The organism is Jeotgalibaca porci (assembly GCF_011299095.1).
GTDB classification, from domain to species: domain Bacteria; phylum Bacillota; class Bacilli; order Lactobacillales; family Aerococcaceae; genus Jeotgalibaca; species Jeotgalibaca porci.
Genome location: NZ_CP049889.1, coordinates 12,537 through 37,562, shown reverse-complemented (window position 1 = coordinate 37,562; position 25,026 = coordinate 12,537). Strand labels below are relative to the sequence as shown.

The window sequence follows — 25,026 nt, the reverse complement described above, 5'->3', positions numbered from 1 at the left end:
TGCGCTCCTCATTTCCTTTGGTTATTCAGCAATCAAAGCTGATTTGACTTGCTCGAACGATTTTAAATCTTCGACGTTCAGTACTGTGACTGATTTATCAATTTTCTTGATGAATTTGCTTAACGTTTTACCCGGGCCAATCTCTACAAACGTATCAATACCCATATCAATCATTTTGCGAACACAATCTTCCCATTTCACTGCTGACTTTACTTGTCTTTCCAACAGTGCGGTAATGTCATGTTGTTCCATTACTTCCGCCTCGGTATTACCAATGACAGGAAGCATAGGTTCATTAAATGAAAGAGCAGCTAGATCTTTCTGTAATCTTTCAGCAGCCGGAGCTAGCAACTCAGTATGGAACGGTCCACTCACTTGTAAAGGAATCATGCGTCTCACACCTTGCTCTTCTAAAAGGGCCACAGCCTTGTCTACCCCTGCTTCTTCACCACCAATTACAATTTGCGTGGGCATATTGTAATTGGCCGGAGCAACGTAAGCTGTCTTAGCAGCTTCTTGACACGCAGCTTCAATTACCTTTCTGTCCGCGTTCATGACTGCAACCATTTTTCCGGTCCCAGGCGGCGCTGCTTCACTCATATATTTACCACGTTTCGATACAAGCGAAATGGCCTCATTAAAAGAAAAAGCATTGGCTTTCACCAGTGCTGTATATTCTCCGAGGCTTAATCCGGCTACGATCGACGGCTGTATACCCACTGAAGCAAGTAATTGATCGATTGCGTAACTAACAGTTAGGATAGCTGGCTGGGTGTATTCAGTTAAATGTAATGTTTCATTTTCTTCAAAACAAAGAGAAGCGACATCATATCCAAGAATATTCGCTGCTTCATCAAAAACTTCCCTAACAACTGCGAAGTTTTCGTAAAGCTCTTTTCCCATTCCCGTATACTGTGCTCCTTGACCACTATATACAAATGCCAAAGCCATTCGTTTCACCTCGTTATTTTTAGCTAGACCATAAAGACGCTTGTTTACGGAGTGTTTCACCACAAACATGCATATAGTCATGTATAATCTCACTGCAGGTTTCTTCTTTTGAAATCATGCCTGCAATTTGACCTGCCATCATCGAACCATAATCTTTACTGCCTTCAACAACTGCACGATACAGTGCCCCGGCTCCGATTTGTTCGAGACGTGCAAAATCCGGATTTTCCTTGCTAGTTTCTTCTTTTTCGGCTTGCAAGTACTCACGGGTTAATTTATTTCGTAAAACTCTGACTGGATGACCTGTGATCTGACCTGTTATAACAGTATCAATATCTTTGGCTTTAATGATAGCTTTTTTGAAGTTATCATGTGCATTAGATTCACTTGCAACGACGAAGCGGGTTCCAACTTGAATCCCAACAGCTCCCAACATGAGTGCTGCGGCCATTCCTCGCCCGTCACCAATTCCTCCTGCTGCGATTACAGGAATCGAAACGGCATCGACGACTTGCGGCACAAGTGCCATCGTTGTCGCTTTACCAATGTGTCCGCCTGCTTCCATTCCTTCAACGATAACGGCATCAGCGCCATCTTTTTCCATTCTTCTAGCCAGAGCTACAGAAGCGACAACTGGAATCACTTTGATTCCAGCAGCCTTAAACTTCTCCATATAGCGACCAGGGCTTCCTGCACCAGTTGTAACGACTTTAACACCAGAGGCGCATACTGCATCAACAACGTCTTCGACATGTTGATTCAGCAGCATGATATTAACGCCAAAAGGTTTATCCGTTTTTGTTTTCATATCGGCGATTTTATGATTTACCACGTCAACCGGGTCATGTCCAGTTCCAATTAATCCTAAACCACCCGCATTGGAAACGGCACTAGCCAAATCGGCATCTGCCACCCAAGCCATTGCGCCTTGAATAATTGGGTAATCAATTCCCAGCATTTCACATAAAACAGATTTCATACAAGTGCCCACTTTCTTTTGTGCAAATTAAGCTAATTGTGCATCCACGTATTTCACTAAGTCTTCTACTGTGTTAATTCCTTCATCACTTTCGATTTTGATGTCGAATTCGTCTTCGATATCATTAATGATTTGGAAAAGATCTAAACTATCTGCGTCTAAATCTTCACGGAAGTTTGTTGTTAATGTTACGTCTGCTGCGTCCTTGTCTAGTTGGTCCACGATGATTTCTTGAATTTTTTCGAATGTCATTATAATTTCCTCCAGATAATATGTTTTTTTATAGTTTTATTAATAGTGAGCCCCAAGTGAGGCCACCGCCGAATCCCGTTAGAAGAATATTTTCTCCTGCTTGGATTTGGTTTGATTCAATCATTTGATCTAATAAAATTGGAATACTTGCTGCAGAAGTGTTTCCTGTATCTGCAATATTTAGCCCAAATTTCTCGAAAGGTATATTGGACTTCTTACTGATTGCTTCCAACAAACGTTTGTTAGCTTGATGTGCTACTACCCACGCGACATCATCTTTTGATAATGTGCTGTTAGCGATAATGCGGTTAATGGTCTCGGGCACGTTACGTATGGCAAAATCAAAGATTCCTCTACCATCCATCTCCAAGTAATAAGATTGCGTTTCTTTTACTTCAGTAAATGGATTTTGAACGTTCTTGTGATCTGCAACCAACGCCAGATGTCGTGAGCCGTCAGCATGTAAATCCTCTGCAAGAAATGAATCTTCAGGGGAGTCTGTTCGCTCTAATAAGACACCACCAGCACCATCTCCAAATAGAACAGCTGTGGAACGATCCTGCCAATTAATTACTTTGGACATGGTCTCTGCTCCGATTACTAAACCTTTATCATAGTTTCCACTCTTCATGAGATGACTTGCATTTGATAATGCATAGACAAATCCTGAACACGCCGCACTGATGTCAAAGCAAAATGCTTTTGAAGCACCAATTTTCTCTTGTACGATACAGGCAGTTGATGGCGACAAAGCATCCGGTGTCATAGTAGCCACAATAATAAAATCCAATTCCTCAGCAGATATGCCGCTTTTAGCAAGAATGCGTTTGGCAGCTTCACTGGCCAAGTCAGATGTATTTTCATTTGTCGCAATATGACGGCTTGATATACCTGTTCGCTTATTTATCCATTCATGGCTTGTATCCATGTATTGGGTTAAATCATCATTGGAAACTTTGAGCGCAGGTAAATAGTGACCTGTTGTAGTTATTTTTATTCCCATTTTCTCAATCCCGTTTTTCGATATTTTCAACCAGTTCGAATAGGAAACCGTGAAGGTTCTTCAGACCCTTCAACAGAACTTCTACTTCGTCCTCTTCCATACCTTCAATCGTTCTTTTAACCATTTCACGATGAAACTTATTATGGAGGCGATAAACGAGTTTTCCTTTTTTGGTAAGCCCCAGTTTAACCACACGGCGATCATCTTCCATGCGTTGGCGAACAACATACCCTTTATTTACTAAGGAGCGTATCGCAACCGATAACGTTCCTGCAGTAATAGCAAGTTTTTTCGCAACTTCAGAAGAAGTATGCTCAGCATAAAGATCAATTGCCTCTATCGTGTGCATCTCGCTGATGGATATATCAGAAAACTCACTTCCTTTTAAGGCATCCTCTTCAATATCTAGAACCTCGTTGAAAATGGAAACCAAGTAATGATTGATTTGGTCTATGGAATGACTCAAAGTCAGGTCTCCTCTCTTAAATGTATTGCCAAATTAGTTTGGTTATCTAATAGTTTGATAATCAAACCATTTGATGTTCAAACTATAAATAAAATTCAATTACTTGTCAACCATTATCCGTAAACTATTCTGAGCTTAATACTTTTTTAATTTTCTTAAAAGTCCGCAACTGCTTATTAATAAAGGGTTTGTCCTTCTAATCTTCTCGAAATAATTTTACAGGTATTAACTCTAAAGGAGATTTTTTCTTCCTCCACTTTACGTCTCCCTGCTCCCTAGCTCAGAAAATACAAAAAAGTTCATTCGAAGTGCAAAATGCCACTGAATGAACTTTTTGAAAGTTTAATTTATTTATGTACAACAAAACCCACCGATTTCTCGATGGGTTTTGTAAGGACGTCTCAGGAGGACTTTTTAAGTGTTAAACTTAATAAAAATAGTTACCAGAGATTGCATCAGAATGCACTTTGTAAGCCATATGCGTTGATTTGACAATCTTTCTAAAAATATAATTCTGTCTTTTTTCTGTCTTCCGCCTGCCTTTTTTTGGGCGGGTTTTTATTTTGGGTTAAGCGTCTTTCTTCTATATAATGCGTTGTTTAATTATAAAAAAATAACCCACCCTCAATTAAGAAGGTGGGTTTGTTGTTTTATTTAATTGTTCCCCAAAGCGTTTGTGCTTTACCGTTTTTATACTCACGACACGGAATATATCCCTGTCCGATAACGACACCGTCACGCATACGGTCATACTGCAACCAAACATAACCATCATTAACATGGACTGTATGATACTCAATCGGCTCGCTTTCGTTTACACCGTAAATATAATACTCCGCAATGATTTTCCCTTTTAGGCTCGGTTGATCGCGCACATAGATAAGATTATCCGGGCGAGGGTCTGTGTAGAAGAAACCATGTTCTTTCCAACTTTTAGCCACGGTTGGCTTAGGTGTTGGTTTAGGTGCTGGCTTCGGTTTCGCTACCGGCTTCGGCTTAAACATCTCATCAACCAATTTCTGAACGGCGTCATAACGATTACCTAGTTTCGCTTTTCGTTCTGCACCAGTGCCATGAATACCTTTAATGACTTCATCCGCTAGTTGCTTGTCGGTCTTTGGTTTCTCAACCTTTGCACCGGCGACAACTGGTTCATTTTGGCTTAATATCTTATTAATCTCGTCCGCCATGTAAGGCAACTTACTACCTAAATAAGGTCCCGGACAATTTGTGTTAAAGAACCAATCGTGTCGCCAAAGCGTTCCCGATGTATCGCCTGTATAGGTTGCCTTTTTCAATCCATAGCGTTTATGCTGTTCTGCTAACATGATGATCGCTTTGCGTAGTGTCTTGTCCGATACATCCCATTGCCCACCTATTGTGGAGTTGGCTAATTCATAAGTAATCGCACGTTGGTCTGCCCAATTGCTTGAACTTGTCCACGCTCTGTTTTCTTCTTCTACGTTCAAAGCTACGTCACCATCATAACCGATACAGTAGTTCGCGCTTGCTTGACGACTTGGAGTATCTCTAAAATATTCCGCGCAACGCTTACCAGTCCATTTTGCTGTCATGTGGTGGATAACGAACGCTTGTACTTTTTCTGTACGTTTACCGGAATGTTTAGGTGTTAAAACAACGCTATCTATATATGGACTTCTACTCATATTAATCCTCTCCTTTTCCGTCAGCTAGTACGCCACCTTGCGCGTCTTTTAGTTCTTCCCCTGTCATAGCTATTCCCCTTTCTTGTAATTATGGTTAGACACACCTAACAACGCACCAAGAAACGTTGTAACCGCTGCAAGTATTGTCATTGTGATTTCTGTGTATTCAAAGTTAGTTGCTGCACCAATACCCCCAACAAGCGCAATAAGCGCCGGCAAGAATGTTTGCACAATCCATTTCATGATGTCATACGTTTTATTATCAAGTTGCATTTATATTCCACCTTTCAAACGTTCGTTCTCTTTTTCCAAATCGTCAAATTCATCTTTTAGTCTTTCGTAACGTTCCTCTAATGCTTCATATTTCTTTTCCAATGTTTGGTGTTTTTCCGACAATTTGTCGTAGAGCATTAACGTATTTTGTATATTTGCGGTGTCAATATTTATTTTTGGTTCGCCAAACCTTTTGACAATTAACTCAACGATTTTAGGCAAGGAATAGGTCAGGAATAAACCAATAACAACCACCCAAATCGGCTGACTTCCGTTGTTTAAGTCCATCCTATCCCTCCTTATATGCCGAACCTGTTGCTAACATAACCATTGCCAAACTGTATACCCACACTGTGTTAGGTGGTGGCGATATTAAAAACGCAATAAAAAAGACCAGCCATAGAAACAGCAGTCCTCTGATTGATACATATTTGATCGCGCGATTGTTGATAATTATCCCTATAATTTTAAGCAATCCCAAAATGATAAACGCCAAACCGATTGCGGTATTGTCAAACAACTCACGAATCAGTGTATATATTTTGTACGTCTGTAGTATGTGTGGGTATAAAATAAGCTGTGCACCAAACAAAATGGATGTCATTGCTATGACTAGACTATCCAACTTTAATGCGATTAATAATTTTAGTTTCACATTTTCTCACGCTCCTTTTCAAAATAAAAAGGACAGCCGATTGGCTATCCTTCTTCGTTTACCTTTACTCTTCTTCTATTTTATAGCTATTAACAAACCCGCTGGTCATTTTTGAACCATTTGTTGCATGACAGTAAGGACAATAGATGTATTCTCTTTCCTTGCCACCAGGGTAAATATCACCATGATGATTGTAGGTAAACTCTTTACCACATTCTTTACATGTTTCATTCTGGCTATAATCTTTCACCATATTTTAAACCTCCTTTTCACTTAATATCTTAACAGATATAAAAATAGCTGGAGGCAGAAAATATTTTTATTTAATTTTCACTTACCGCACAGTTTCTTAAAACTTTATCAATCGCTACTTCGCAGTTTGGTTCAAATGTTGATGAATTTTTTAATCAATTGATCTACTGCAATGAATATCATCAGTAATATTAAGGCTGTGATAGCATGAGTAATAACGCTGAGCAAAAAATTATCGATATAAATATTCATTAATATACTCTGTCTCAAAGCTACCACGCTGCCATGCTGTTGGATTAGATATGCTGCAAAAACACTTTTAGAAATTAGATTTATATTTTCGTTATAAAATGATTTTGTTTTTATTACGATTTTAAACAAGTTACAAACAATAAATACTTGAAAAATATTATTTTGAAGATGCTTCTGCGGCACAAAAGTAAAAATTGAAACATCCAGCATATTAGCAACTGAATAGGAATAAACTGCCAAGTAGACAACAATACTGATTATTATAACCCACACGAGTACTTTTATATTGTAATGCTTCACATCATATTTTTTTAAGTAGTAAGAAAAAATATAAAGATAGATAAATACTGACATTCTTAGCGGACCTAAGTCAATACCTATTAATCCTGGTAACAAGGTTGTAGCAAAAAAGGTTAACCATTTTACTACCAAAACTTGTCTTTTGGTCATTCTTTTCAAGAACCAATCCATTATTGGTATTAAGACGATTAAAATGATATAAGCTGTCACAAACCAGTATTGCCCGGGCAGTCTTACAAACCATCCAATCACTTTATCCAGGTCACGTGTGATGAAAAGCCATGGCAATGCTAATAACATCGAATAAAACAACACCGGTTTTATCACTCCAGTTATTCGCTTGATCATGAATGGTTTTTCCACCATGAAATAACATGTTATCAAGATGAATGCATTAACACCAAAAGCTCCACCCAAACTCAGAACATTTGAAAAGTTCTGTGTGATGAAAGGTGCAGCTTCAGTTGCGTTAAACAAAAAATGTGCTTGCGTTATAAAAAACATTGCTATAATTCTAAAAAGTTCGATATTGGAATTTCTTTTTATTTTCCCCATATTACACCTCCACCCTTAGAATTATAGCATTCTATATAAATATATTAAACGTCTATTTACCAAGCGTTATAATAATCTAAAGCCTTTGCAGTAATTGGCTTGAGTGAATTAAAATCTTTACCACTTTGTGCTTTCAATGTGTTATCTCCACCTTGACTTAAAGACCCATAAATTACCATCACACCAGTATCTGTCCACAAAGGCGCTGCACGATACAATGTTTTCCCGTCTAAAGCCCATGGATCCAAGGACGCTTCAATAATTGCTTCTTGCGTCATTGTTTGGTTCAAATGCTGTTTAACTTGCTTTCGATATGTGGCACATAGTATTTTTCATACGCCAAATCATTCGGATGTGTCGCGTCCGTTAGCGAAATGGTATACTTCCCAACGAAGTGGTCGTAATAGGTATTAAATTGCGATTTATTAAAAATATCAACATAGTCGATACTGTACTTGTCGCATATTTCGTAGGAAATGCGCGTATATTCCGCCTTTTCAGCTACGCCCCGCGTACGCATTTTATTTGCCGACACATACACGATTTTCGCTTCCGGGAAATTCGTTTTCATCAGTCTAACACAGTTTTCAAACGAACCGGCATAGGTGGTCAAGTCTAACTCATCGGTATATCCTTCCGTGATAACACCGTATGCTTTCCAGTCGTTTGTATTTCCGTTGAAAAGGATATGTGTAGGTTTTCTACCTTCTGTAATCGCCAGTTCTATTTGCGCTTGTACAATATGGTTGCTTGGGTCGGTTGGCACTGGTGCAATTGTTGCACCTCCCAAAGCATAATTATGGACGGTCATTCTGTATTTTTTAGCGATATAACCGTGATAGCCTGTCAAATTATGCGCTTGTGCGATGCTGTCACCAAAGTTAAGTAATGTGCCTTTATATAAAGGACTAGATGCAATACCGCTCTGTCCTGTTTTATCAATCGGTTCATAGGGTTGCCAAGGTAATAACGTACCACCCCGATTGACTTGTAATTCTACGCTTGCGTAAATATTATTATAGATAATTCGTACACTAAATGTGCGTTTTGATAATTTTATCGGTACACCTACTCGGCGTTCACTTGCATTATGATAATTAAATAAGACAAATTTACCATGCCTGTCAAACTCAACCGTATTTACTGCATTTTTTACCGTAATCGTTTCTTCTGGAATGGTTGGAATGTGTTGACTAACGTTTCTGCCAACGAATACGATTTCATTGCCGATTGATGCTGGGTCTGTCAGTTCAATCCCTGTATCTTTTAACTCTGTTTTTTTATTAAATAAATTTGTTGACGGTACTATATTTATGTCCGCGTTATTCTTCATGTATTTGATACCATGATAAAATGGTTCATATGGTAACAAAGTATCCCCCGAATTGATATGAGGGGTTGCATCAACATATGGGAAATAAGCCATACGCATGGTATTAGCACCAAGTGGCTTTGAGTGTGTTTTAGGAATAATACGGTCAACCGGTTCTAAATAAATGTTTGATAGTAATTCTCCGTCGCTATCAAAAAAAACAAAGTTATGAAAACCGATGCTTGAAAATGTTGACACATCTGATAAATTTATCTCATCAGTTAAGACTATTTCCCCTCCAACGTGAATGATGTTTCCTATCTCCATGTCGATTGAATAGCCTTGCATGTCCGTTTCAAAATTATGTAAGTTTGTACTCTTAAAACTATCCTTGACGTGACTCCCAACAATGACTGCTTTATTTGCTAGTTTGCTACTTGTGACAGATTTATCTGCAATTCCTGTCGCTTGATAAAGTCCTAAATCTTTCCAAACTAAATTTAACGAGTCCCACATATAAGAATGAGCGCCATCAGGGAAAGAACTATCCATCACTAGAAAAGTCCCGTCCGCACCATTTGGGTATGTCGCTGTTAATGTCGCTAGTGAGTTAAATAAAGCCTTTGGACCACCTTTAGAAATATCCATAAGAATAGCATCTACATAAGTTATAGATGCTTTCTCAATCTCTATTTGTTGCAACTGTGCGGTATTTTGCTGTTGCTTATTGTCTACTTCTTCTAGCCTGCTTCTTAAATTCGGATGTGTTCCTCGTGCAAACGTAACTTCCATATTTGCATTGCCGTTTTCGCTTGCATCGTCATAAGCCGTTTCAATTCCCTTGGCAATGGACTCTCGAACTTCATGTCCATATACCGCGTTTCGTATCTTATTCAAATGTTCTTGAATACTCATCTAAGTATCACTCCTTTTTTCATCTATCAACTTCCATAAATCGACCTCTGTTGGTTCGTTTACAAATTCACCACTAAAAAAGCGATGCACTTCGGTTTCAACATACCGAGTATCATCGCCTGATAGCTGTAATTCGATTGTAATTCGCTGGTTGCGTTTATCGACTGTATAAGATGTGATTTCTTCTCTGTTCAATAAAACGTCCTCTTTGACCACTTTATCTACTTCGATTAATCGTTCTGTATCTCTCACTCTGCACCGCCTTCTAATACTTCAATTCGTGCAAGCAATTCATCTAAATCAATTGGCTCAACTACTGATATTAAACTCAATTTGTCTCTTTCGGACTGAGCGATAAAGTCATCTTGCGTTATGTTGTCTAGCTTTGTTTTGTCAACCGCACTCATTAAACCATCTTCAGTCTGAGTGGCTAAGCCATATTCTGGTATGTCTAAGTTGTCTAAAGTCGTCTGCAACGCTAAAATCTGTTGGCTAATCGTTTGTAATTCTTGTGGCAAGTCATCTAGATTCACGTCAAGTAAACTCTGTTGTATCGTATCTAATTCATCTCTAGCGGTTGTTAGTTGCTGGTTCAATCGTGCGTTTTGAGTACCTAGCCTCTCCACACGTTCTTCTAAGCGCTCAACCGTCATCATCTGCTTGTTTGCTTGCGCTTGATACTCGGATAACGTTCGATACTTGTCGCCAATCTGTAACTTGCTCATTTGTGGATTGTTAATGTCAATATCTTTTCCAATTACTTGTATTGGTTCGTTAATCGCAAATACTGGATTGTCTATTGGATAGTAGTCATCCACTTCAAACTCTTCAAAGCTTGCGTCAATCAAATTCATATTCGGAGCTGAAATGTCATAACTAACTCTCGCAGCCCTTTGCGCTTGAAAGAATTGGTTGCCTCTTAATAAAAGCGTGGACGGAGTGTTCACATCATCCCAAGTCATGTTGCCCTCGATAATGCCGAACTCGTTAATTAACAACTGATCGTCAATGTAGTCTTTACCATTGTTGACAGATTCAATCGTCAATCTTGGTTCACTTACCCCGCTACTACCTTCTTCTGTTTCTAACCTTGCGCCCAAAGGAACTAACCTCGTGATAATCTCGGTCGGGTCGATTTCCTTCTGCATATCCTTTAAGTTCACACGCAGCCTAATCGGCGTATTTCTTAGCTCTCCGACACTTTCGAGGTAGTCAATGTATTTCCCTTCTCTTAACCGTATGTGTCCACCTAGCCTACTAATTAGCTTGTCTTGGATAGCGTTCCATGTCTTTTCATATCCTAGGAAACGATAGATGTTATCCGTGTTCGTGGTTACTGTTACCTCGCCCACTTCAAAACGTTTATGTGGTTCAACTTGTCGATTGTGCTGTGCGATAATCTCGATTAAGAAATCTCGTACAGTCATGTTATTGTATTCGCCGTGTCGTTGCGTGGAATCATGTAAGTAAGCCAATTTACTCTCGGCTGTGTATTTAATATTGAATTGACCGTTTGCTGTCATTGTTTGGGTTGGCTTTAATATCCTTCCATCGAAAAGTAACTTGCCACTTCTTACATCTGTAATGGTCAGCAATGTAATCAATGGACGTATGTTATTCCAAGCCGGGTTGCTGGGATTGATACTAAATTCAAAGCTATCAACCCCGTCACCGACTAGCTTGATGTTTCCGCTTGTTAGCTTATCGCCATTCGCATAAGGAGTGTGGATGATTGTGCCTTCCGCGTCGTTCGCGTCATCGTATATTTTAATCAGATACAATTAAATCAACTCCTTATAGAAGTCGAACTCAATCGTACCGTTACCTGTGAGCATGATCCTATTCTCGCCTTTGCGTAAACGAATCAACTCACTCTTATGTGCGCCGGCTGATACGGTAACACTTATCGTATCAATCTCGATTGTAAATTCACTACTTGTTTTAATGGTGGGTACAACCGATGAAGCACCTGCGTTGTATAACGTAACCTCTCGACTACCACTTACTTCAAAAACGGGTATTTGTGCTATGTCTAACTCAAAATTAAACTCGTCCCAAATGTCGTGACCTTCTGGCAACTTGCTTATTTTGAATGGATAACAGTCAAAGTCGATTACCACAATTAATCTGTTATACACGTGATCGTCCGTTGTATTGACTGAAACGCATTTACCCAAGTAATAGTAATTTTCATCATAGGAATCTTCCAACCTCGTGATATGTGTGCCTAATAATTTGTTTTCCAATACTGTTTGTTCGTGCTTTCTGCGGTCGTAATCGTGTTCGTGTATGTGGAATGTGTAACTAATTGTTCGATTACTAAAAATACGTTCACCCAAAATGTTTGAAAAATCATAAACGCCGTGAGCGAACGGCACATTTTCGATTATCTCTTTTTCAGCTGGAGTAGGTGCTGAACGGTCGATTAGATACATATCATTCTCACGCGTATCGAAATTATTAAACGTGATACCTTCTTTAACTTCAATACTCATATCTACTCCGTTTGTTATGTCCATCATCTACCCCACCTTTCTGTTAACTGCGTTTGATTCCCGCCTACGCGGTCATAACGGCTGTATGTTCCCCCAACTAACGTGTCCCCGTCTAAATAAATTCCTTGTTCTCTCATGAGTAGCTGTTGTAGCAAGTTCTCCATGCGCCCATCGCTCATATTGACCGAGTGGTGGATAGCACTATTCACTTGCGCATTACTTCTCGCCACCGACCCATTCACATCAAGTGTTGGACTTCCGAACGAACTTTGTATCGCTCCCGCCATCCCGCTTACAGTATTTTGAACAGTTTTGAATTGGTTCTGCAAACCTTTATTTAACCCGTCCATGATTGCATTACCTGCACCTATTAATAGGCGCTTGTCGTAAGAAATCGGTCCTTTGTTGTTCTTTATCCAACTACCAATGCCACCAATGAAGTTCTTAACGCCTTCGTATGCAGATTTCAAACCTCTCAAAAATCCGTCAATGATTGCTTTACCAGCATCCCATAAATTGATATCCCTCAGCGTATTGAATAGGTTCTTAATGCCTGCAATACCGTTTTTAACAAGGTTTTTAGCCAAGTTCATAAGATTTTCAAAGGTTTGACCTACGTACGTTTTGAAACTATTCACTATCATTTTAATTGCATTCATAGCGCCGTCCCAATCCCCACGCATTAGCGCCAAAACGGTGTAAACAATACCTCGTACAAAAGCCATAGCAAATTGGAAAACGTTCCTAACTTGTGTAATCACACTCACAACAACCGCAAGAATATTTTGCAATGTAGTGTTGAAAATAGATTTGACTACTTCCCATGCACCTTTAACGATTGTCGTAATGTCTGCTCCCCACTTGTTCCAAAACGACCTAATGAAATCTAATCCCGTCCTAACAATTACAGTTATCAACGTAATAACGCTACTGAAAATAGATTGAATAGAAGTCCATATGACGCGTACATTGTTCAAGATACCCTCTTGATTTTCGGACCACCATGTCGCAATTGTGTCCCATGTTTCTTTAAGAAAATCAGCGATAGCCTGAACAATTGGCATTATAAATTCAACGATCGCATTCCATACTTCTAAAAGTTTGTTTTTAATGCCATCTTGATTCTCTGCCCACCATATGGATAAGTTGTTCCACGTGTCCATGATGAACGTTTTGATTGTTTCGAAGATGTCCACCAAGAAAGCGGATATAGTGTTCCATATTTCGATAACTTTGTTTCTGAATTCTTCGTTCGTTTTCCATAAATAGATGAACGCGCCAACCAAAGCGGCCACCACACCTATTACAACCCACATCGGCGCTGTTATCGCTCCTAGTGTTGCGCCAAGGCTTGCCATTGCTCCACTAGCAACTGTCGTTCCGGCTTTCATAGCTATAAAACCACCTTTAAGTGCTGATAGCCCGCCTAATACAAATTTTATTGCACCGCTAATTTTTAAAATAGTGGTTATAAGTGTGCCGATAGCCCACATAACCGGACCAATGGAAACCGCGATAACGCCTAGCCACTTCTTCCAGTCTTCAATCGGTAGGTTGTCCCACATTGTTTTTAGCACGCCTTTTACATTGTCAACGAATGTCACTACTGTTTGTAATAGTTCATCGTAAAGAACCCATACGTCTGCGTTTGCATTACCCAATCCAGCTACTAAGTTCTTACCAGCTGCAACCATCGTGTCAAATGACCCGCTGACCGTTTCCGCTGCTTCCTTTGCCGTTGTTCCTGTGATGCCCATTTCTGTTTGCGTTACGTGGATTGCTTCAATCAATTGGTCGAACGGTATTTCTTTTACGTTTTCTGCTGTTGCCTCAAATGACTCACCCATGATACCTGATTCGTTAACGAGTCGTGCCATTTCTCCGGCTGTACCACCAAACCCAAGTTTCAAGTTGTCCAGCATTGAATAGTTATCTTTTGCAAATCCTTGATACGCGTTTTGTATGTCGCCAATGTTTGTGCCGAACGTATTCGCATTGTCAGCCATGTCCACAATCGCTTTGTCTGCGTATTCAGCGGCTTTTACTGTATCGCCTTCCAAACCTGCCAATAGCGTTGCCGAGAAACTGGTTACTTGCTCCATATAGTCCACACCGGATACACCGGCGCGCCTATATGCTTTCTCAGAATTCTTGATAACCGCATCCGCCGAATCGCCAAATAACTTCTCAATACCGCCGAGAATTTGCTCCAAGTCCGCAAATGACTTAACCGCAGCCGCCACACCCCCTACAACTGGTAACGTGATGCCCGTTGTCATTGCTTTACCGCCTTTTGCCAAAGCATCGCCAACTACTGCCATTGTATTACTTGCTTCTTTTTTGAAATCAGCAAAGGCGCCTTTTGCTTCGCTCATTCCGTCCTTGAAGTTTTTCACATCAGCACCAATCAGTGCCGTAATATTAAAATCTGCCATCATTAACCTCCTTTGCTGTTTATTCGTCTGTTCATATCTGCAATGGTTAATTTCCGGACGTTTTCTTTTTCCGCCTGTGGTTCAAATATGTTTTTGTATACTTTTGAGTTGTCGTAAAAATCATCAAAAGACTTGTACGCCGAACGAATCTCTTTGCCAACTTGTTTCGTTGCCTTTGCCAACTGGTTAAACCATGCCTGTTTAGCGCTCAATAACTCCGCTTCTTGCGCTTTAATCTGGTACGCAAGTAAATACATATGAAACTCGTATTGTGTCATTCTAAGCGTTTCTAGTGGCGTTAAATCAAAGCGTGCAATGGCGATGGCTCTTATTTCGTCCGATGTGTAGTCAATGTCACTTGTTACGCCTTTTTGGCTTTTGAAATTCCCATTTCGCGACGGTTGGCGGGACGCTTTTTTATTTCAGTTTCGATTTCTGTAAATAATGTTTCGTATTCGGTGTCATCGTCTTGATCTAAAAGGTCATTAATATAGTCATCTAAATCTTTGTTCGATGGCTTGCTTGGTAATGTGTTCGTTGCTGCCTTGATAACCAACTCCAATGTGGACGGTGCTTTCATGGATAAGCCAGCGTTCAACATTAACATACCGCCTACATTTGTTTTTACGCCTTCTAATTCCATCCCATTTGCTTTGTTGATGTAGTCTACAAAGTCCGTACCAAAATACAAGCGGTATTCTTTTCCGTTGATTGTTAATTCCATTCGTCATTTCTCCTTTTTGATAAAAAAATAAAGCGGTAGAAATTACTCTACCGCCAAGTGTTAAACGCCAGTTGCAGCGATTGTTTGATATTCATATGCAGCGGACTCGATAGATGCTAATTGTTCTGCTGTCAGCGTGTCCGTGCCTTTCACACCCTTACCATTGACGGCATAGCTCATTGACAACTCTACGTTTCCTTCTCCGGGATAACTCATCTCAAACGATGTAAAGTAACCTTGGTAATACGTGGCATCATATTTATCAGCTTTAAGCGATGCAATGTTCACTTCCCAAATTTCTGTCAGCTCGTTATCGTCAAACCACGTTTCTAGCTCTTTCCACATCGGTACTGTTACAGTGTCATCAGTGTAAGCAAATGATGTCAAATCAAGTGTGTTTTCTCCGTCTGAAATCGAGTTCACTGTTCCGTCTTTCGTTACGGTTGCTTCATTGTTTTTACTCTTTGAAACAGAATGCTCGGATTGAAATTTAAGTTTCGCTCCGTCTTCTGTCGCATGGTCAGCACGTTTTCTAAAAAATAGAATAACGTCTTTACCGCTTAATAGTTCTGCCATTTTCTAACCCCTTTTCGTGTATTGAAATTCCAATTCTAAAACGTAATGTAGTAGCGGTGTAGCGGTTGAGTTGTCATTTACCACTCTGTCGTTATAGGCGCTCATTCTAACCTTGTAATTAAACGCCTCGCGCACTTTAACTGCATCGTCATGTATTCGCATTGCCATTTTGTCTAATGCGTTACGTTGCGTTCTCGTGCCGTATAAGTGGATTGTTTGGCTAACCGTTCCGATTAACTCACTATTGCTTGTATCTGTATTAAATGCTTCGCCAACATAAATAAACGGATACTTGGCGGACGCATCGGGAACATAGTCGTATGTATCACCGTGCGCCATTGCAAGTCCGTACAGTGTTCTGAAAATAGCGTTGCTTGGTGTCATCGTAATGTTCCCTCCATTGCGTCTTTCATGTCCCGCTCAAATTGTGGTGCCAGCCATTGCATCATCGGTCGCATAAACGGTTGTGCGCTCATGTACCGCGTGCCATATTCTTGGTAGCCAGAATAACTAGCTGGCGAATGAACGTAACCACTCAACGGCTTGTATTCTGTGTAAATATTATCGTGTAAGAACCATGTGTCGCGTGGTGCTAAACGTTTGGCTTTCGCCATACCTTTTTCAGTAGTGTTTTTGACAACTTTGTTCGCTACATCGGGCGCTTGTTTAAATGCTTTGCTTAGAAGACCTTCAAACTCATCAGCACCCTCAAACTTGATTAAGCCAGCCACTCACTCCACCACCTTGCGCAAACGGACGGAACCTTTAATCGGTGCATCTATTGCTTCCACTGGTTCGTACAACGCGCCTTGATACTCCGCTTGGACAAATGAAACTTGTTCTTGATTAAACCGGCACACGATGACTTTCTGCGTTCGATCGCCGTACTCCTCAAAAACTTTTGATTGTGAGATAGCATTAACAAAACAAGGCACAACCTTATACATGCCTTCCACTTGCTCATATTCGCCAGTGGTTGGATTGTACTTTGGTGTGCCCTTGTCTATGTATAATTTTATGCGGTGTGGTGTTTTCATAAGAAACGCACCCTTCCGCGCCTTGCTTCTGCCAGATTGAAGTCCTTGTCAATGATTGATAAGTAATCATCAAAATCATGTTTACCTGTGTCATAACTTGCTGAATAACCGTCCACGCTTTCGCTGTTCATGCCCTCGGAACCTTTACGGTTATAGCGAATAGCCGTCACATCGCGAATGATGAACGTGTATTTGTCAGCTATCACACTAGCACCAGACAACAGCTTGAAATGTTGTTCGGCATCTTCCCACAAGTCCATAAGTAAGTCGTCTTGTTCGGTGTCGGTTTGCTCAATGCCAAGCCTACGCTTTAGTTTCTTTAATTGTGTATCGTCCATTTAACCACTCCCCTCAATAAAAGAGGAGGGCTATTTGCCTTCCTCTTTGTCAATACGTTCAACCGTCAAATCAACGTTGCGCTCTTTCATTGCTTTGTTGATTTCATCAGCACGCTTTACAGTCAATTCGATTTCTTCGTTAACATCATGCCATTTTTTTGTTTCTTTGTTCTTAAACAGGCTCACTACTTTGTATTTAGCCAACTAAAGTCAACTCCTTTTATACGCCTGGGTCTGGTTCGATTGCAGCAAATGCATCTGGGTTTGGAATAGCTACCGCAATTTCAAACACGAAACGCGCTGCTTGCATATCTTGCTCGAACAAGTGTACATCGCCAGTGTCTGGGTCAGTATTTTGCACTTTAGATAGCGTCGCTTGGTCTGCAATCTTGATTCGCAAGTCTGTACCGTTTGGAACGCCATATTTCAATCCGTTGCGGAAGTCCCCCGCCAATACAGTGCCGGCTGGATATACTTGTCCCGCTGCTAACTTCAATTCGTGGAATGGAATGCCATCAATCGTGTTTGCGTTACGATCATATGCGTAGTTTCCGTGAACGTCAGCAATACCGCGCAAAGCAACCTTAACAGAACGGTGTCCGACAATAGCAGTTGGTTCTGCGTCCGTTGTTGCTTCCAAGTCTAGCAAGTTATCAAAGTCCAAATCTCCCTCAATGACGTTTCCAGCAGTAGTAGCAGACGCCAAAACGTTTGCACCGAATGGGTTATTGTGTAGTCCTAAGAATACCGCACCATCAATTTTTTTGTTGAATTTGTCAACGACTGCTGGAAGGACTTCACGGAAGTATTGCGCCCAAGTGTAAGATAGGAATTCTTCTGTAACTGGTAGGATAACCGCAATTTTGCGTGCTTCGAGAACGTAATCATTCAAGCCTACTTTAGCCGTACCGATTTTTTCCCCTTCACCCACGAAGTAAGCGTCCGTTAGTTCTCCGGCAGATTGTACACGTTTCATACGTGAGTCCATTTGCACGGGCGAGCCAAGTTGTAATGTTTTAGATTGTGCTACCAATGTTTGTAAGAATTCAGCCGTGAAACCAGCGTTACGGATTTCTTGTCCCCCTGATTGTGAAAGCATGACTGTATCTGGATTAAATGTTTGTACCATAGTTTGTTATTCTCCTTTAGTTAAGTTTTTTAGGATGTCAAACGTTGTGCCACCCATGTTATTATTTGTTTGTAATCCCCCACTTGTGCGTGGTGGTGTTGTACTTGCTGACTCATTCTTAATCTCCATAACGAGATTAGAAATAGCATCAATTGCTTTTAGTGTATCCTCTGCCGTGTCCTTGACAACCAAGTTAAGCACATCCTCATTAACAGGCAACTTTTTCGTCCCCAATGTGCGGATAGCTTCGTCTTTTAATTCGCGACGTGTATGTTCTCGTTCCAATTCAGCAATGCGGTCCAAATATGATTGTTCTTTGCGTTTCGCTTCTTCTTCACGATATTTTTCTAATTCCTTGCCAGAAAGTGTCGCTTCTTTTTTTGCTTTCTCGATTGCTTCTTGGATTGCTTTGTCTTGTTCAGCTTTAATCGCTGCTAATTCATTCTCATAGCGTTCCTTTTCTTTCTCGATACGGCGTTTCATTTCAGCGACTGCAACAGTCTTGTCCTCTTGAGTGTCGACTTGCTCATTTGTTTCAACTGTTTCTACTACTTCTGTCATATTTATTTCTCCTTTGTACGCTTTTACGTGCAACCTCCACGAATCTCATACAGCTTTTAATGCCATCAGTACGGTTTGGGCATAAAAATAGACCGCAATAAGTACGGTCATGAGTCAGATGTTCAGTTGCCTTACAGATATGCCATTCTCATGGCGATCACTTCCTTCCTACATTTGGTTTTCTTTGGTTTTCGTGTAGAAATGCAATAGGCTCACCTACTTTATTTTTTAGTCGTGCTCATCTTCATAAAACGAAAGCATGCGCCCCACCCATGAACCAAGCACCATGCGATTGATTCACCCATGTAACGCGGACTTTCTTTCCAAAAGAATACGAAGTCTTTAATCATTTCCCCAACCCCTTCATAAACTCCCTGTGTGTTTCAAGCACCCGTTGCTCCATAACCGTTTTAACGGCTTTCTGTGCGATGTAATCGGTGTGTGTAGTCATTTGGATTAGATAGGACTTAAACGGCTCTATGTCCGTGTAATTAATGTTTGCGGTTAGTTGCATTTAATAAACTCCTTAAAAATAGGCATAATAAAAGCACCTAGCTAATTTAGCCAAGCGCTTATTTGTATTTTCAATACTTTCGGGCTTCGTAATCGTCGGGCATTTTTACCGGCTCATTATTATAAATGCGTTTATCAACAAACAATTCCAATTTTTTAGCACCTGATACAGAAAAATCATACTTGTTGTTTCGTGTTATTCCTAAATACTCAAATAACGGAAACTCTCTTTCAAAGTGACTTTCATACTTGCTGATAATATTTCCAATTATGTCGGCAGCTCCATCTTCAAAGCTAAACATCTAAATCCCCGCCTTTATCATTTCTTCTACTATTTCGAAATAAGTGTCAACCGCATTAGGGAATATTTCTTTTATTAATTCGAACGATTCTTTGTTACGTATTGCAGCACTGGTCACTTCTGCAAAGAACTCGGCCTCCTTGTTCCCCGCTATCTTCCAGTATGCTTTTCCGCCATGTCCATGTCCAAAAGGAGCAACTCCACGTCCACCTACTGCTTCTACAATGTCTGAAATGTTGGGCGTGACATCGGGTTTTTCTACAGCGATTTTTTTGATTTTTTCACTGAATTTATTCCAATTATCATGTTTTTTCATCTCGTGTTTATTGACTTTATCCATCCACACCCGCAAGGCTTCTTTCTCAGTAGGTTTTTTTCCTAAAGTTTTCTTGAAAGCCTGTATAGTCATCGTATCACCGCGGATATAATCTTCTAAATCAGTCTTAATTTTTTTAGCTAGCCCAAATTTTTCCATTCCGGAATAGTTGGTAATCACTTCATCTTTATAAACGTACTTTCTGCCTAACTTAAACGACAATTCTTTTCCAGTCTTATAATCTTTTGTCCCCTCGATGGCTCGAAGGCCTAAGTTATCAATAGCATGGCTCATTTCATGGAAGAATATTTCATTTTCTTTAGCGAACTTGGTGGCCTTAAATTTGCTCGATTCCATGTGTACGGTACTGTAGTTTGATTCTGCAGCACCTTTTACGCTAGTTTCATAAAAGGATATCTTGTCCACGTATTTTTCGAACAACATAGCAACCCGTTCGTCTTCGATGCCATTTAGATTTTCGACAACACTATTAAATGTGCTTTCTCCATAAACATTTTTTATTTCTGAACTTTCAAATGATTTTCTAACTCGCTTCAAAACTGGACTTTCCTTAATTGTATCTGGTTCGGTCGAGTTTTCACCAGCCGCTTCATCCACCCATTCCCCATCAATAAGCCGTTCCATAGCGATATACCCGTAACTCGAACACCTGCAATTGGGATGAAGTGGCTTTAGGTTCAACCCGATTTGCGCGTCTTCAATGGGGAATAACTTTCCGTCTAGCGGTCCACAAATATCACACGCCCCGGGTTCTGCCACATAGATAAAATGTGTAAATTCATTCGCCTTATATGCTTCCACTTGCATCTGTGAGCCAATGCGTGCGTTTTCTGTGCGCAATAAACGCATGGTTTCATACTCTGTGGTCTGCATTTTATCCATCAAGCGGTTGCGTTCGTTTCGGTATCCGTCCATCGTGGCGTAGATTTGACTTAGTGACTTGAACACTTCTTTTTGTGTAGTTTGATATAAACCGGTTCTACTCCAAATGCGTTCACTAAAGTTTTTACCGTAAAAATCTGAATTAACAACGCCGTCTATCCGTTGCCTTGCACCACTAACCGAATCGCCTAAAATACCGGCTTGCCGTTCTAACTCTAATCTAGCTTCTTCTCGCAATGACTCACTAATCAGCTGATAATCCTTGTCGTACATTTTGATTAATTCCCAGTTGAGTTCCTCTTTTAGCAATTCAAGTCTGCTAACTTTCATTTTCAAGTTGTACGTTTTCAGCCATTCGTTTGTTTCTGGTGAGAAATCTTTCTCCTTGACCGCTTTCTTGGCTTTGTTTGCAAACTTGGTCACATCCATTTGATCCGCACGTTTCATTGCTTCGGAGCGTGTTAATCCCTCGCTACCCGCATAACGCATATAAAAGCCGTCTATCTGCCCTTGTATCGTTTCGATGTGCTCCTTATGTATTGCTTCAATCGCTCGCTCGCGGTCAAATTCACGCATTGCAAGGTCGTTCATTGCCTTACGTTCACGTTCATATGCCAGCTGCCGTTCTTTCTTGTTCATTCAATCAACCCATTTCGGCTTTTTCTTCGTCCGTCATAAGTGGTTCGCGTGCTTGTGTGTCTTCTCGGTCTAGCCTGTCCGTTTCCAGTTCGTTTGTGGTAAAGGTTGCCAAGTCACGCAAAGTTTGTTGGCTCACTTCGCCGCCGGAATCGATGTACTGCTTAACTTCTGCCCACACGTCTTGCGGTAGGTTTTCATGGAATACAAAGGTTAGCTTAGATGCATCGATTTCAACATCGCTCAAATTCTTGTGTACGTTCTGGATTAAACGGAATCGCCTGCGTAGTGCTTTCTTGTAAAAACTAACCTTGGTTGCGCGTTTTTGGTCTAGCCCAAGCATTTTATATTTCAATGCGATGCCGGACTGCGAGGAATTGAATTTATCATCTTCTAAATTTGGCACGTTGGATAAATTGTAAATATCATTCACGATACGCTTCTTGTATGCTTCTGTACCGGCTACATCGTACTGTTTATAAATATATCCAGCCGTTAATGATGTTTGCTTACCGTCCACACCCACACCGGTTTCTAGCAGTAGCATGTTCGCACGTTTCATTTTTTCGGCATCCGTAAGCGTTAAGCCACTCGCATTCATATCGCCATTGATAACCAGCAAAGCATCGTTCAAGTCGCTCATATAGTTAGCCGTGTCGGATTGCGCTGCGTCATATGCGTCAATTAATGGTATCTCGTTCTCGAAGTCACCTTGTCTAAAGCGGTTATTCCACCACTCAACAACCGGTACATCGTCATAATAATGCTCCGTGCGTTGTTCTTCTTCAATCTTCGGTAAACTAGGCTCGGTTGGTTTTAACGCGATTGCTTGTTTGTCTGTGTAAATCGTTACGTACAACTTGCCATTATAAACAGGACAATGTACCGCACCAATTATCTCGTTCGCCACTGTTTCATCTCGGATTACAAACATTTCAGTCGGATCAATGAGAACAATTCGGTCAACCTTATCTGCATCACGGTAATGCAACTCAAATGCACGTCCAAAACGTGATGTGTCGAAACCTAGCTCATAATTTAATGCATCTAGGTCGTTTTCTCCTATGATGACGTTAATGTCGTCCAAGTCGTCCGATTCTGTACCTTCTGCCAATCCAATCGTTATCGGCTTACCTAAAATATTCCCCGTGATAAAACCACTGATATAACCGCCCCAATTATGACGGATACGGTAATCTGATTTTTCTTCTTCCAGTCTTCTACGCCCGTGCAATACGGTGTAGTTGTCACCTTTTGAATAATCGTCCAATATCTCAATGCGTTCTTTTTGGCTATACATAAAGCGCCTAATCATTTCTTGCAGCGTTTTCTTGCCATCTTCTGTTTCTAACAAGTCGCTCATGTTTGAGTACGTGAAATGCGTATTGCTATCTTCTTCAAACCGTATCGTGTCATAGCGCTTTGCGTGTTCGCTTACGTCCATGTCCCGTTCGAATTGATAGGACTTTGGTATATAAGTTCCTTCTGTAAACGCGTCTGGTGCGTTGTGCGTTGTGTCTGTCATGCTGTCCTCCTATCCAAACAAGCGCTTGGCTGTTCGTAGTTTTTGGTCTGTTGTTCCCATTTTTCTGTTTTTTACAATTGAACGTGAATAAATCGCATAGCGCACCGCATCCAGAACATCATCGTTTTCTTTTACCGGTTCGCCTGTCTTTTTGTTCCATACATATTGATAAATCTCATCATTAAACTTCGATACTCCGCTTCTAAGCACGAATAATCTACCTTGTTTAAATAGCTTGGCAACTTCCTCTATACCGCTTAAAACGGATTTATTCGCATTCTGTGCACGTATACCCTCTCTTACGAACCTAGCAACGTGCTCCGGTCTAGCTGAATCGGCATAAAAAGGAATGTGAACGCCGTAGCGCTTTTGTATGTCCTTTGCTACCTTTACCCAATAATCAATTTCTTCATGTTGTGCAGCGTGTTCTTCAATCAAATAGGTTTTGCCGTTTTCGTCTTCGCCCATAACAACAATTGAACCCCAGTGTTCATAACCCCAGTCCACGCCACAAAAATATTTTTTTATTTCTGGTAACTCGTCCACATAATGCTTCTTTTCGTCAAAGTCCGTATAAACAGCACCCTCGCCAGACGTCCAGCGCCCATATATCCCGCGTTCTGTAAATACTCCGCTTGGCGTTACCGCGATCAAATTGTCTACATACCGCTTATTCAAAAAATCATTATCAAATATCGTGAAGTGGTTCGCGACTATTTTCTCGCCATCTGCCTTGTCTATGTAATCAACTTTCAGCCAATGGTTGGGATGGTCTGGATTCGTGTCCAGTATGATTCTTGCACCAAGTCCAGAACAACGCTTTACAATTTCATCAAAGACTTCTTTGTTTGCCAGTGTTGCTTCGTTTATGTATGCGCCGTATGCCGTCATACCCCGAATGGACTTCAATCCAGCTATCGAACCTGTAAAGGTCGTTACCACATACACGCCCCAGAACGTGAAATTTCCATAACGGTCAAACTTGATATCCTGTGCGTACTTGTCTTCAATCTCCCTAATGATGTTAGTCTGCAAAGTCCCGGCACTTGTTGAACCAAGTATGTACATAGGTGTCATAACGCCGTCTTCCTCTGCGTTCTTTTTCGCCCTTTTCAACTCAAACAGAAACAAGTCGTTGTCCAACACAGTCTTTCCAGCACGTACCGCGCCATGGTTTATCATCATGAACCAATCTTTTTCACGCGATGCTTTGATGATGTTGCGTTGTTTCTTCGTATATAGCCTATTCAATGGCATCACCCAACATATCGAAGTATTGGGATAGCTTATCCTCTTGCGAGTCGCCTTTCGTCATATCACTTTGCAGCTTTTCTACCTGTTTCGCCTTCAGTGGGTAGACTAGCGCTATCTCGTTCAACTCTTTGATGGCGTTCAACAATGCAGCGGAGTTGGCTTGTCTAAAACCTTCTTCTCCCAAGTCCTGTTTAGCCTTCTCTAATAGCCAAAAAAGCTCCTCTGTGGCACGTTCGCGCGTCCAGATGGATTGTTGCTTGTATTCGTTGATTAAAACGTTGTACCTAGCCAAAATCTCATCTTCTCTAAGCATTGCACTCGCTTTATTATCCACCGTTGCATCTTTCCAACTGCTGCTATTAGGATACGCCTCTCGGTACGCCTTTCTTTGGGATAGCCCAGCGACTAACCCTTGTACATATTTCTCCTGTTTTGGTGTCAGCGCCAAGCT

Annotated in this window: 34 protein-coding genes; all 34 read right to left on the bottom strand. The window is 40.8% G+C overall.

What is annotated here, in order from left to right:
• Positions 1-21 precede the first annotated feature (21 nt).
• Positions 22-951, bottom strand: a complete 930-nt coding sequence (gene fabD, locus G7058_RS00325; protein ID WP_166061685.1) for an ACP S-malonyltransferase — start codon at positions 949-951, stop codon at positions 22-24.
• 19 nt (positions 952-970) lie between these two features.
• On the bottom strand, positions 971-1,930 hold the full coding sequence (gene fabK, locus G7058_RS00320; protein WP_166061684.1) for an enoyl-[acyl-carrier-protein] reductase FabK: 960 nt from the start codon (positions 1,928-1,930) through the stop codon (positions 971-973).
• 27 nt (positions 1,931-1,957) lie between these two features.
• A complete protein-coding gene (locus tag G7058_RS00315) occupies positions 1,958-2,182 on the bottom strand; it encodes an acyl carrier protein (RefSeq protein ID WP_166061683.1) in 225 nt (74 codons plus the stop codon).
• A 28-nt stretch (positions 2,183-2,210) separates the two neighbouring features.
• Positions 2,211-3,185: a beta-ketoacyl-ACP synthase III gene (locus G7058_RS00310; protein ID WP_166061682.1), complete on the bottom strand. Its 975-nt coding sequence runs from the start codon at positions 3,183-3,185 to the stop codon at positions 2,211-2,213.
• A gap of 4 nt (positions 3,186-3,189) precedes the next feature.
• On the bottom strand, positions 3,190-3,651 hold the full coding sequence (locus G7058_RS00305) for a MarR family winged helix-turn-helix transcriptional regulator (protein WP_166061681.1): 462 nt from the start codon (positions 3,649-3,651) through the stop codon (positions 3,190-3,192).
• A 650-nt stretch (positions 3,652-4,301) separates the two neighbouring features.
• Complete coding sequence (locus tag G7058_RS00300; protein ID WP_166061680.1) at positions 4,302-5,318, bottom strand: N-acetylmuramoyl-L-alanine amidase; 1,017 nt, start codon at positions 5,316-5,318, stop codon at positions 4,302-4,304.
• Positions 5,319-5,387: 69 nt separating this feature from the next.
• A complete protein-coding gene (locus G7058_RS00295) occupies positions 5,388-5,591 on the bottom strand; it encodes a phage holin (protein WP_166061679.1) in 204 nt (67 codons plus the stop codon).
• On the bottom strand, positions 5,592-5,879 hold the full coding sequence (locus tag G7058_RS00290; RefSeq protein ID WP_166061678.1) for a hypothetical protein: 288 nt from the start codon (positions 5,877-5,879) through the stop codon (positions 5,592-5,594).
• A 1-nt stretch (position 5,880) separates the two neighbouring features.
• On the bottom strand, positions 5,881-6,246 hold the full coding sequence (locus G7058_RS00285) for a hypothetical protein (RefSeq protein WP_227004454.1): 366 nt from the start codon (positions 6,244-6,246) through the stop codon (positions 5,881-5,883).
• Positions 6,247-6,310: 64 nt separating this feature from the next.
• The gene (locus G7058_RS00280) at positions 6,311-6,499 is read right to left on the bottom strand and encodes a hypothetical protein (RefSeq protein ID WP_166061677.1); all 189 of its coding nucleotides are present in this window, start codon (positions 6,497-6,499) and stop codon (positions 6,311-6,313) included.
• A 131-nt stretch (positions 6,500-6,630) separates the two neighbouring features.
• Positions 6,631-7,605, bottom strand: a complete 975-nt coding sequence (locus tag G7058_RS00275) for an acyltransferase family protein (protein WP_166061676.1) — start codon at positions 7,603-7,605, stop codon at positions 6,631-6,633.
• Between the two features lie 56 nt (positions 7,606-7,661).
• On the bottom strand, positions 7,662-7,895 hold the full coding sequence (locus G7058_RS00270; RefSeq protein ID WP_166061675.1) for a hypothetical protein: 234 nt from the start codon (positions 7,893-7,895) through the stop codon (positions 7,662-7,664).
• Positions 7,892-9,832, bottom strand: a complete 1,941-nt coding sequence (locus G7058_RS00265) for an SGNH/GDSL hydrolase family protein (RefSeq protein ID WP_166061674.1) — start codon at positions 9,830-9,832, stop codon at positions 7,892-7,894. The genes G7058_RS00270 and G7058_RS00265 overlap by 4 nt, the downstream gene beginning before the upstream one ends.
• Positions 9,833-10,084, bottom strand: coding sequence for a hypothetical protein (locus G7058_RS00260; protein WP_166061673.1), 252 nt, complete (start codon positions 10,082-10,084; stop codon positions 9,833-9,835).
• Positions 10,081-11,613 carry a phage tail spike protein gene (locus G7058_RS00255; RefSeq protein ID WP_166061672.1) on the bottom strand — a complete coding sequence of 511 codons (1,533 nt, stop codon included), beginning with the start codon at positions 11,611-11,613 and terminating at the stop codon, positions 10,081-10,083. Before G7058_RS00255 ends, G7058_RS00260 begins: the two co-directional genes overlap by 4 nt.
• Complete coding sequence (locus G7058_RS00250) at positions 11,614-12,354, bottom strand: hypothetical protein (protein ID WP_166061671.1); 741 nt, start codon at positions 12,352-12,354, stop codon at positions 11,614-11,616.
• Positions 12,351-14,762: a phage tail protein gene (locus G7058_RS00245; RefSeq protein ID WP_166061670.1), complete on the bottom strand. Its 2,412-nt coding sequence runs from the start codon at positions 14,760-14,762 to the stop codon at positions 12,351-12,353. The genes G7058_RS00250 and G7058_RS00245 overlap by 4 nt, the downstream gene beginning before the upstream one ends.
• Positions 14,763-14,764: 2 nt before the next feature.
• Positions 14,765-15,040, bottom strand: a complete 276-nt coding sequence (locus tag G7058_RS00240; protein WP_166061669.1) for a hypothetical protein — start codon at positions 15,038-15,040, stop codon at positions 14,765-14,767.
• Between the two features lie 83 nt (positions 15,041-15,123).
• Positions 15,124-15,486: a tail assembly chaperone gene (locus G7058_RS00235; RefSeq protein ID WP_166061668.1), complete on the bottom strand. Its 363-nt coding sequence runs from the start codon at positions 15,484-15,486 to the stop codon at positions 15,124-15,126.
• Positions 15,487-15,546: 60 nt separating this feature from the next.
• Positions 15,547-16,062: a phage major tail protein, TP901-1 family gene (locus G7058_RS00230; protein ID WP_166061667.1), complete on the bottom strand. Its 516-nt coding sequence runs from the start codon at positions 16,060-16,062 to the stop codon at positions 15,547-15,549.
• Positions 16,063-16,065: 3 nt separating this feature from the next.
• Positions 16,066-16,446, bottom strand: coding sequence for a hypothetical protein (locus G7058_RS00225; RefSeq protein ID WP_166061666.1), 381 nt, complete (start codon positions 16,444-16,446; stop codon positions 16,066-16,068).
• Positions 16,443-16,793 carry an HK97-gp10 family putative phage morphogenesis protein gene (locus G7058_RS00220; protein ID WP_166061665.1) on the bottom strand — a complete coding sequence of 117 codons (351 nt, stop codon included), beginning with the start codon at positions 16,791-16,793 and terminating at the stop codon, positions 16,443-16,445. Before G7058_RS00220 ends, G7058_RS00225 begins: the two co-directional genes overlap by 4 nt.
• Positions 16,794-17,099 carry a hypothetical protein gene (locus G7058_RS00215; RefSeq protein ID WP_166061664.1) on the bottom strand — a complete coding sequence of 102 codons (306 nt, stop codon included), beginning with the start codon at positions 17,097-17,099 and terminating at the stop codon, positions 16,794-16,796. It lies immediately after the preceding gene.
• Entirely contained in the window at positions 17,096-17,437 is a 342-nt protein-coding gene (locus G7058_RS00210) for a phage head-tail connector protein (RefSeq protein WP_166061663.1), read from the bottom strand. Before G7058_RS00210 ends, G7058_RS00215 begins: the two co-directional genes overlap by 4 nt.
• Before the next feature lie 30 nt (positions 17,438-17,467).
• A complete protein-coding gene (locus G7058_RS00205; RefSeq protein WP_166061623.1) occupies positions 17,468-17,641 on the bottom strand; it encodes a hypothetical protein in 174 nt (57 codons plus the stop codon).
• Positions 17,642-17,657: 16 nt separating this feature from the next.
• A complete protein-coding gene (locus G7058_RS00200) occupies positions 17,658-18,566 on the bottom strand; it encodes a phage major capsid protein (RefSeq protein WP_166061662.1) in 909 nt (302 codons plus the stop codon).
• A 6-nt stretch (positions 18,567-18,572) separates the two neighbouring features.
• Positions 18,573-19,127 (bottom strand): capsid assembly scaffolding protein Gp46 family protein, encoded by a 555-nt coding sequence (locus tag G7058_RS00195; protein ID WP_166061661.1) that lies wholly within the window; start codon positions 19,125-19,127, stop codon positions 18,573-18,575.
• A 221-nt stretch (positions 19,128-19,348) separates the two neighbouring features.
• Complete coding sequence (locus G7058_RS11950) at positions 19,349-19,477, bottom strand: hypothetical protein (RefSeq protein ID WP_264372318.1); 129 nt, start codon at positions 19,475-19,477, stop codon at positions 19,349-19,351.
• Positions 19,474-19,641, bottom strand: coding sequence for a hypothetical protein (locus tag G7058_RS00190; RefSeq protein ID WP_166061660.1), 168 nt, complete (start codon positions 19,639-19,641; stop codon positions 19,474-19,476). The genes G7058_RS11950 and G7058_RS00190 overlap by 4 nt, the downstream gene beginning before the upstream one ends.
• A gap of 70 nt (positions 19,642-19,711) precedes the next feature.
• Positions 19,712-19,942 (bottom strand): hypothetical protein, encoded by a 231-nt coding sequence (locus tag G7058_RS00185; protein WP_166061659.1) that lies wholly within the window; start codon positions 19,940-19,942, stop codon positions 19,712-19,714.
• Positions 19,943-21,799, bottom strand: coding sequence for a minor capsid protein (locus G7058_RS00180; RefSeq protein ID WP_166061658.1), 1,857 nt, complete (start codon positions 21,797-21,799; stop codon positions 19,943-19,945).
• A 4-nt stretch (positions 21,800-21,803) separates the two neighbouring features.
• Complete coding sequence (locus tag G7058_RS00175; protein WP_166061657.1) at positions 21,804-23,321, bottom strand: phage portal protein; 1,518 nt, start codon at positions 23,319-23,321, stop codon at positions 21,804-21,806.
• A 9-nt stretch (positions 23,322-23,330) separates the two neighbouring features.
• Positions 23,331-24,578 carry a PBSX family phage terminase large subunit gene (locus G7058_RS00170; protein WP_166061656.1) on the bottom strand — a complete coding sequence of 416 codons (1,248 nt, stop codon included), beginning with the start codon at positions 24,576-24,578 and terminating at the stop codon, positions 23,331-23,333.
• Positions 24,565-25,023, bottom strand: a complete 459-nt coding sequence (locus G7058_RS00165) for a terminase small subunit (RefSeq protein WP_166061655.1) — start codon at positions 25,021-25,023, stop codon at positions 24,565-24,567. Before G7058_RS00165 ends, G7058_RS00170 begins: the two co-directional genes overlap by 14 nt.
• Positions 25,024-25,026: the final 3 nt, after the last annotated feature.

Bases quoted from the DNA above. Each gene is read 5' to 3' on its own strand.
- G7058_RS00295 (WP_166061679.1), bottom strand. From the start codon at position 5,591: ATGCAACTTGATAATAAAACGTATGACATCATGAAATGGATTGTGCAA.
- G7058_RS00185 (WP_166061659.1), bottom strand. From the start codon at position 19,942: ATGTTTAGCTTTGAAGATGGAGCTGCCGACATAATTGGAAATATTATC.
- G7058_RS00240 (WP_166061669.1), bottom strand. From the start codon at position 15,040: ATGACACAATACGAGTTTCATATGTATTTACTTGCGTACCAGATTAAA.
- G7058_RS00280 (WP_166061677.1), bottom strand. From the start codon at position 6,499: ATGGTGAAAGATTATAGCCAGAATGAAACATGTAAAGAATGTGGTAAA.
- G7058_RS00250 (WP_166061671.1), bottom strand. From the start codon at position 12,354: ATGATGGACATAACAAACGGAGTAGATATGAGTATTGAAGTTAAAGAA.
- G7058_RS00190 (WP_166061660.1), bottom strand. From the start codon at position 19,641: ATGCAACTAACCGCAAACATTAATTACACGGACATAGAGCCGTTTAAG.
- G7058_RS00235 (WP_166061668.1), bottom strand. From the start codon at position 15,486: ATGGAATTAACAATCAACGGAAAAGAATACCGCTTGTATTTTGGTACG.
- fabK (WP_166061684.1), bottom strand. From the start codon at position 1,930: ATGAAATCTGTTTTATGTGAAATGCTGGGAATTGATTACCCAATTATT.
- fabD (WP_166061685.1), bottom strand. From the start codon at position 951: ATGGCTTTGGCATTTGTATATAGTGGTCAAGGAGCACAGTATACGGGA.
- G7058_RS00315 (WP_166061683.1), bottom strand. From the start codon at position 2,182: ATGACATTCGAAAAAATTCAAGAAATCATCGTGGACCAACTAGACAAG.
- G7058_RS00215 (WP_166061664.1), bottom strand. From the start codon at position 17,099: ATGAAAACACCACACCGCATAAAATTATACATAGACAAGGGCACACCA.
- G7058_RS00265 (WP_166061674.1), bottom strand. From the start codon at position 9,832: ATGAGTATTCAAGAACATTTGAATAAGATACGAAACGCGGTATATGGA.
- G7058_RS00300 (WP_166061680.1), bottom strand. From the start codon at position 5,318: ATGAGTAGAAGTCCATATATAGATAGCGTTGTTTTAACACCTAAACAT.
- G7058_RS00230 (WP_166061667.1), bottom strand. From the start codon at position 16,062: ATGGCAGAACTATTAAGCGGTAAAGACGTTATTCTATTTTTTAGAAAA.
- G7058_RS00290 (WP_166061678.1), bottom strand. From the start codon at position 5,879: ATGGACTTAAACAACGGAAGTCAGCCGATTTGGGTGGTTGTTATTGGT.
- G7058_RS00225 (WP_166061666.1), bottom strand. From the start codon at position 16,446: ATGACACCAAGCAACGCTATTTTCAGAACACTGTACGGACTTGCAATG.
- G7058_RS00310 (WP_166061682.1), bottom strand. From the start codon at position 3,185: ATGGGAATAAAAATAACTACAACAGGTCACTATTTACCTGCGCTCAAA.
- G7058_RS00175 (WP_166061657.1), bottom strand. From the start codon at position 23,321: ATGACAGACACAACGCACAACGCACCAGACGCGTTTACAGAAGGAACT.
- G7058_RS00170 (WP_166061656.1), bottom strand. From the start codon at position 24,578: ATGCCATTGAATAGGCTATATACGAAGAAACAACGCAACATCATCAAA.
- G7058_RS11950 (WP_264372318.1), bottom strand. From the start codon at position 19,477: ATGATTAAAGACTTCGTATTCTTTTGGAAAGAAAGTCCGCGTTACATG.
- G7058_RS00200 (WP_166061662.1), bottom strand. From the start codon at position 18,566: ATGGTACAAACATTTAATCCAGATACAGTCATGCTTTCACAATCAGGG.
- G7058_RS00195 (WP_166061661.1), bottom strand. From the start codon at position 19,127: ATGACAGAAGTAGTAGAAACAGTTGAAACAAATGAGCAAGTCGACACT.
- G7058_RS00245 (WP_166061670.1), bottom strand. From the start codon at position 14,762: ATGGCAGATTTTAATATTACGGCACTGATTGGTGCTGATGTGAAAAAC.
- G7058_RS00180 (WP_166061658.1), bottom strand. From the start codon at position 21,799: ATGAACAAGAAAGAACGGCAGCTGGCATATGAACGTGAACGTAAGGCA.
- G7058_RS00275 (WP_166061676.1), bottom strand. From the start codon at position 7,605: ATGGGGAAAATAAAAAGAAATTCCAATATCGAACTTTTTAGAATTATA.
- G7058_RS00210 (WP_166061663.1), bottom strand. From the start codon at position 17,437: ATGGACGATACACAATTAAAGAAACTAAAGCGTAGGCTTGGCATTGAG.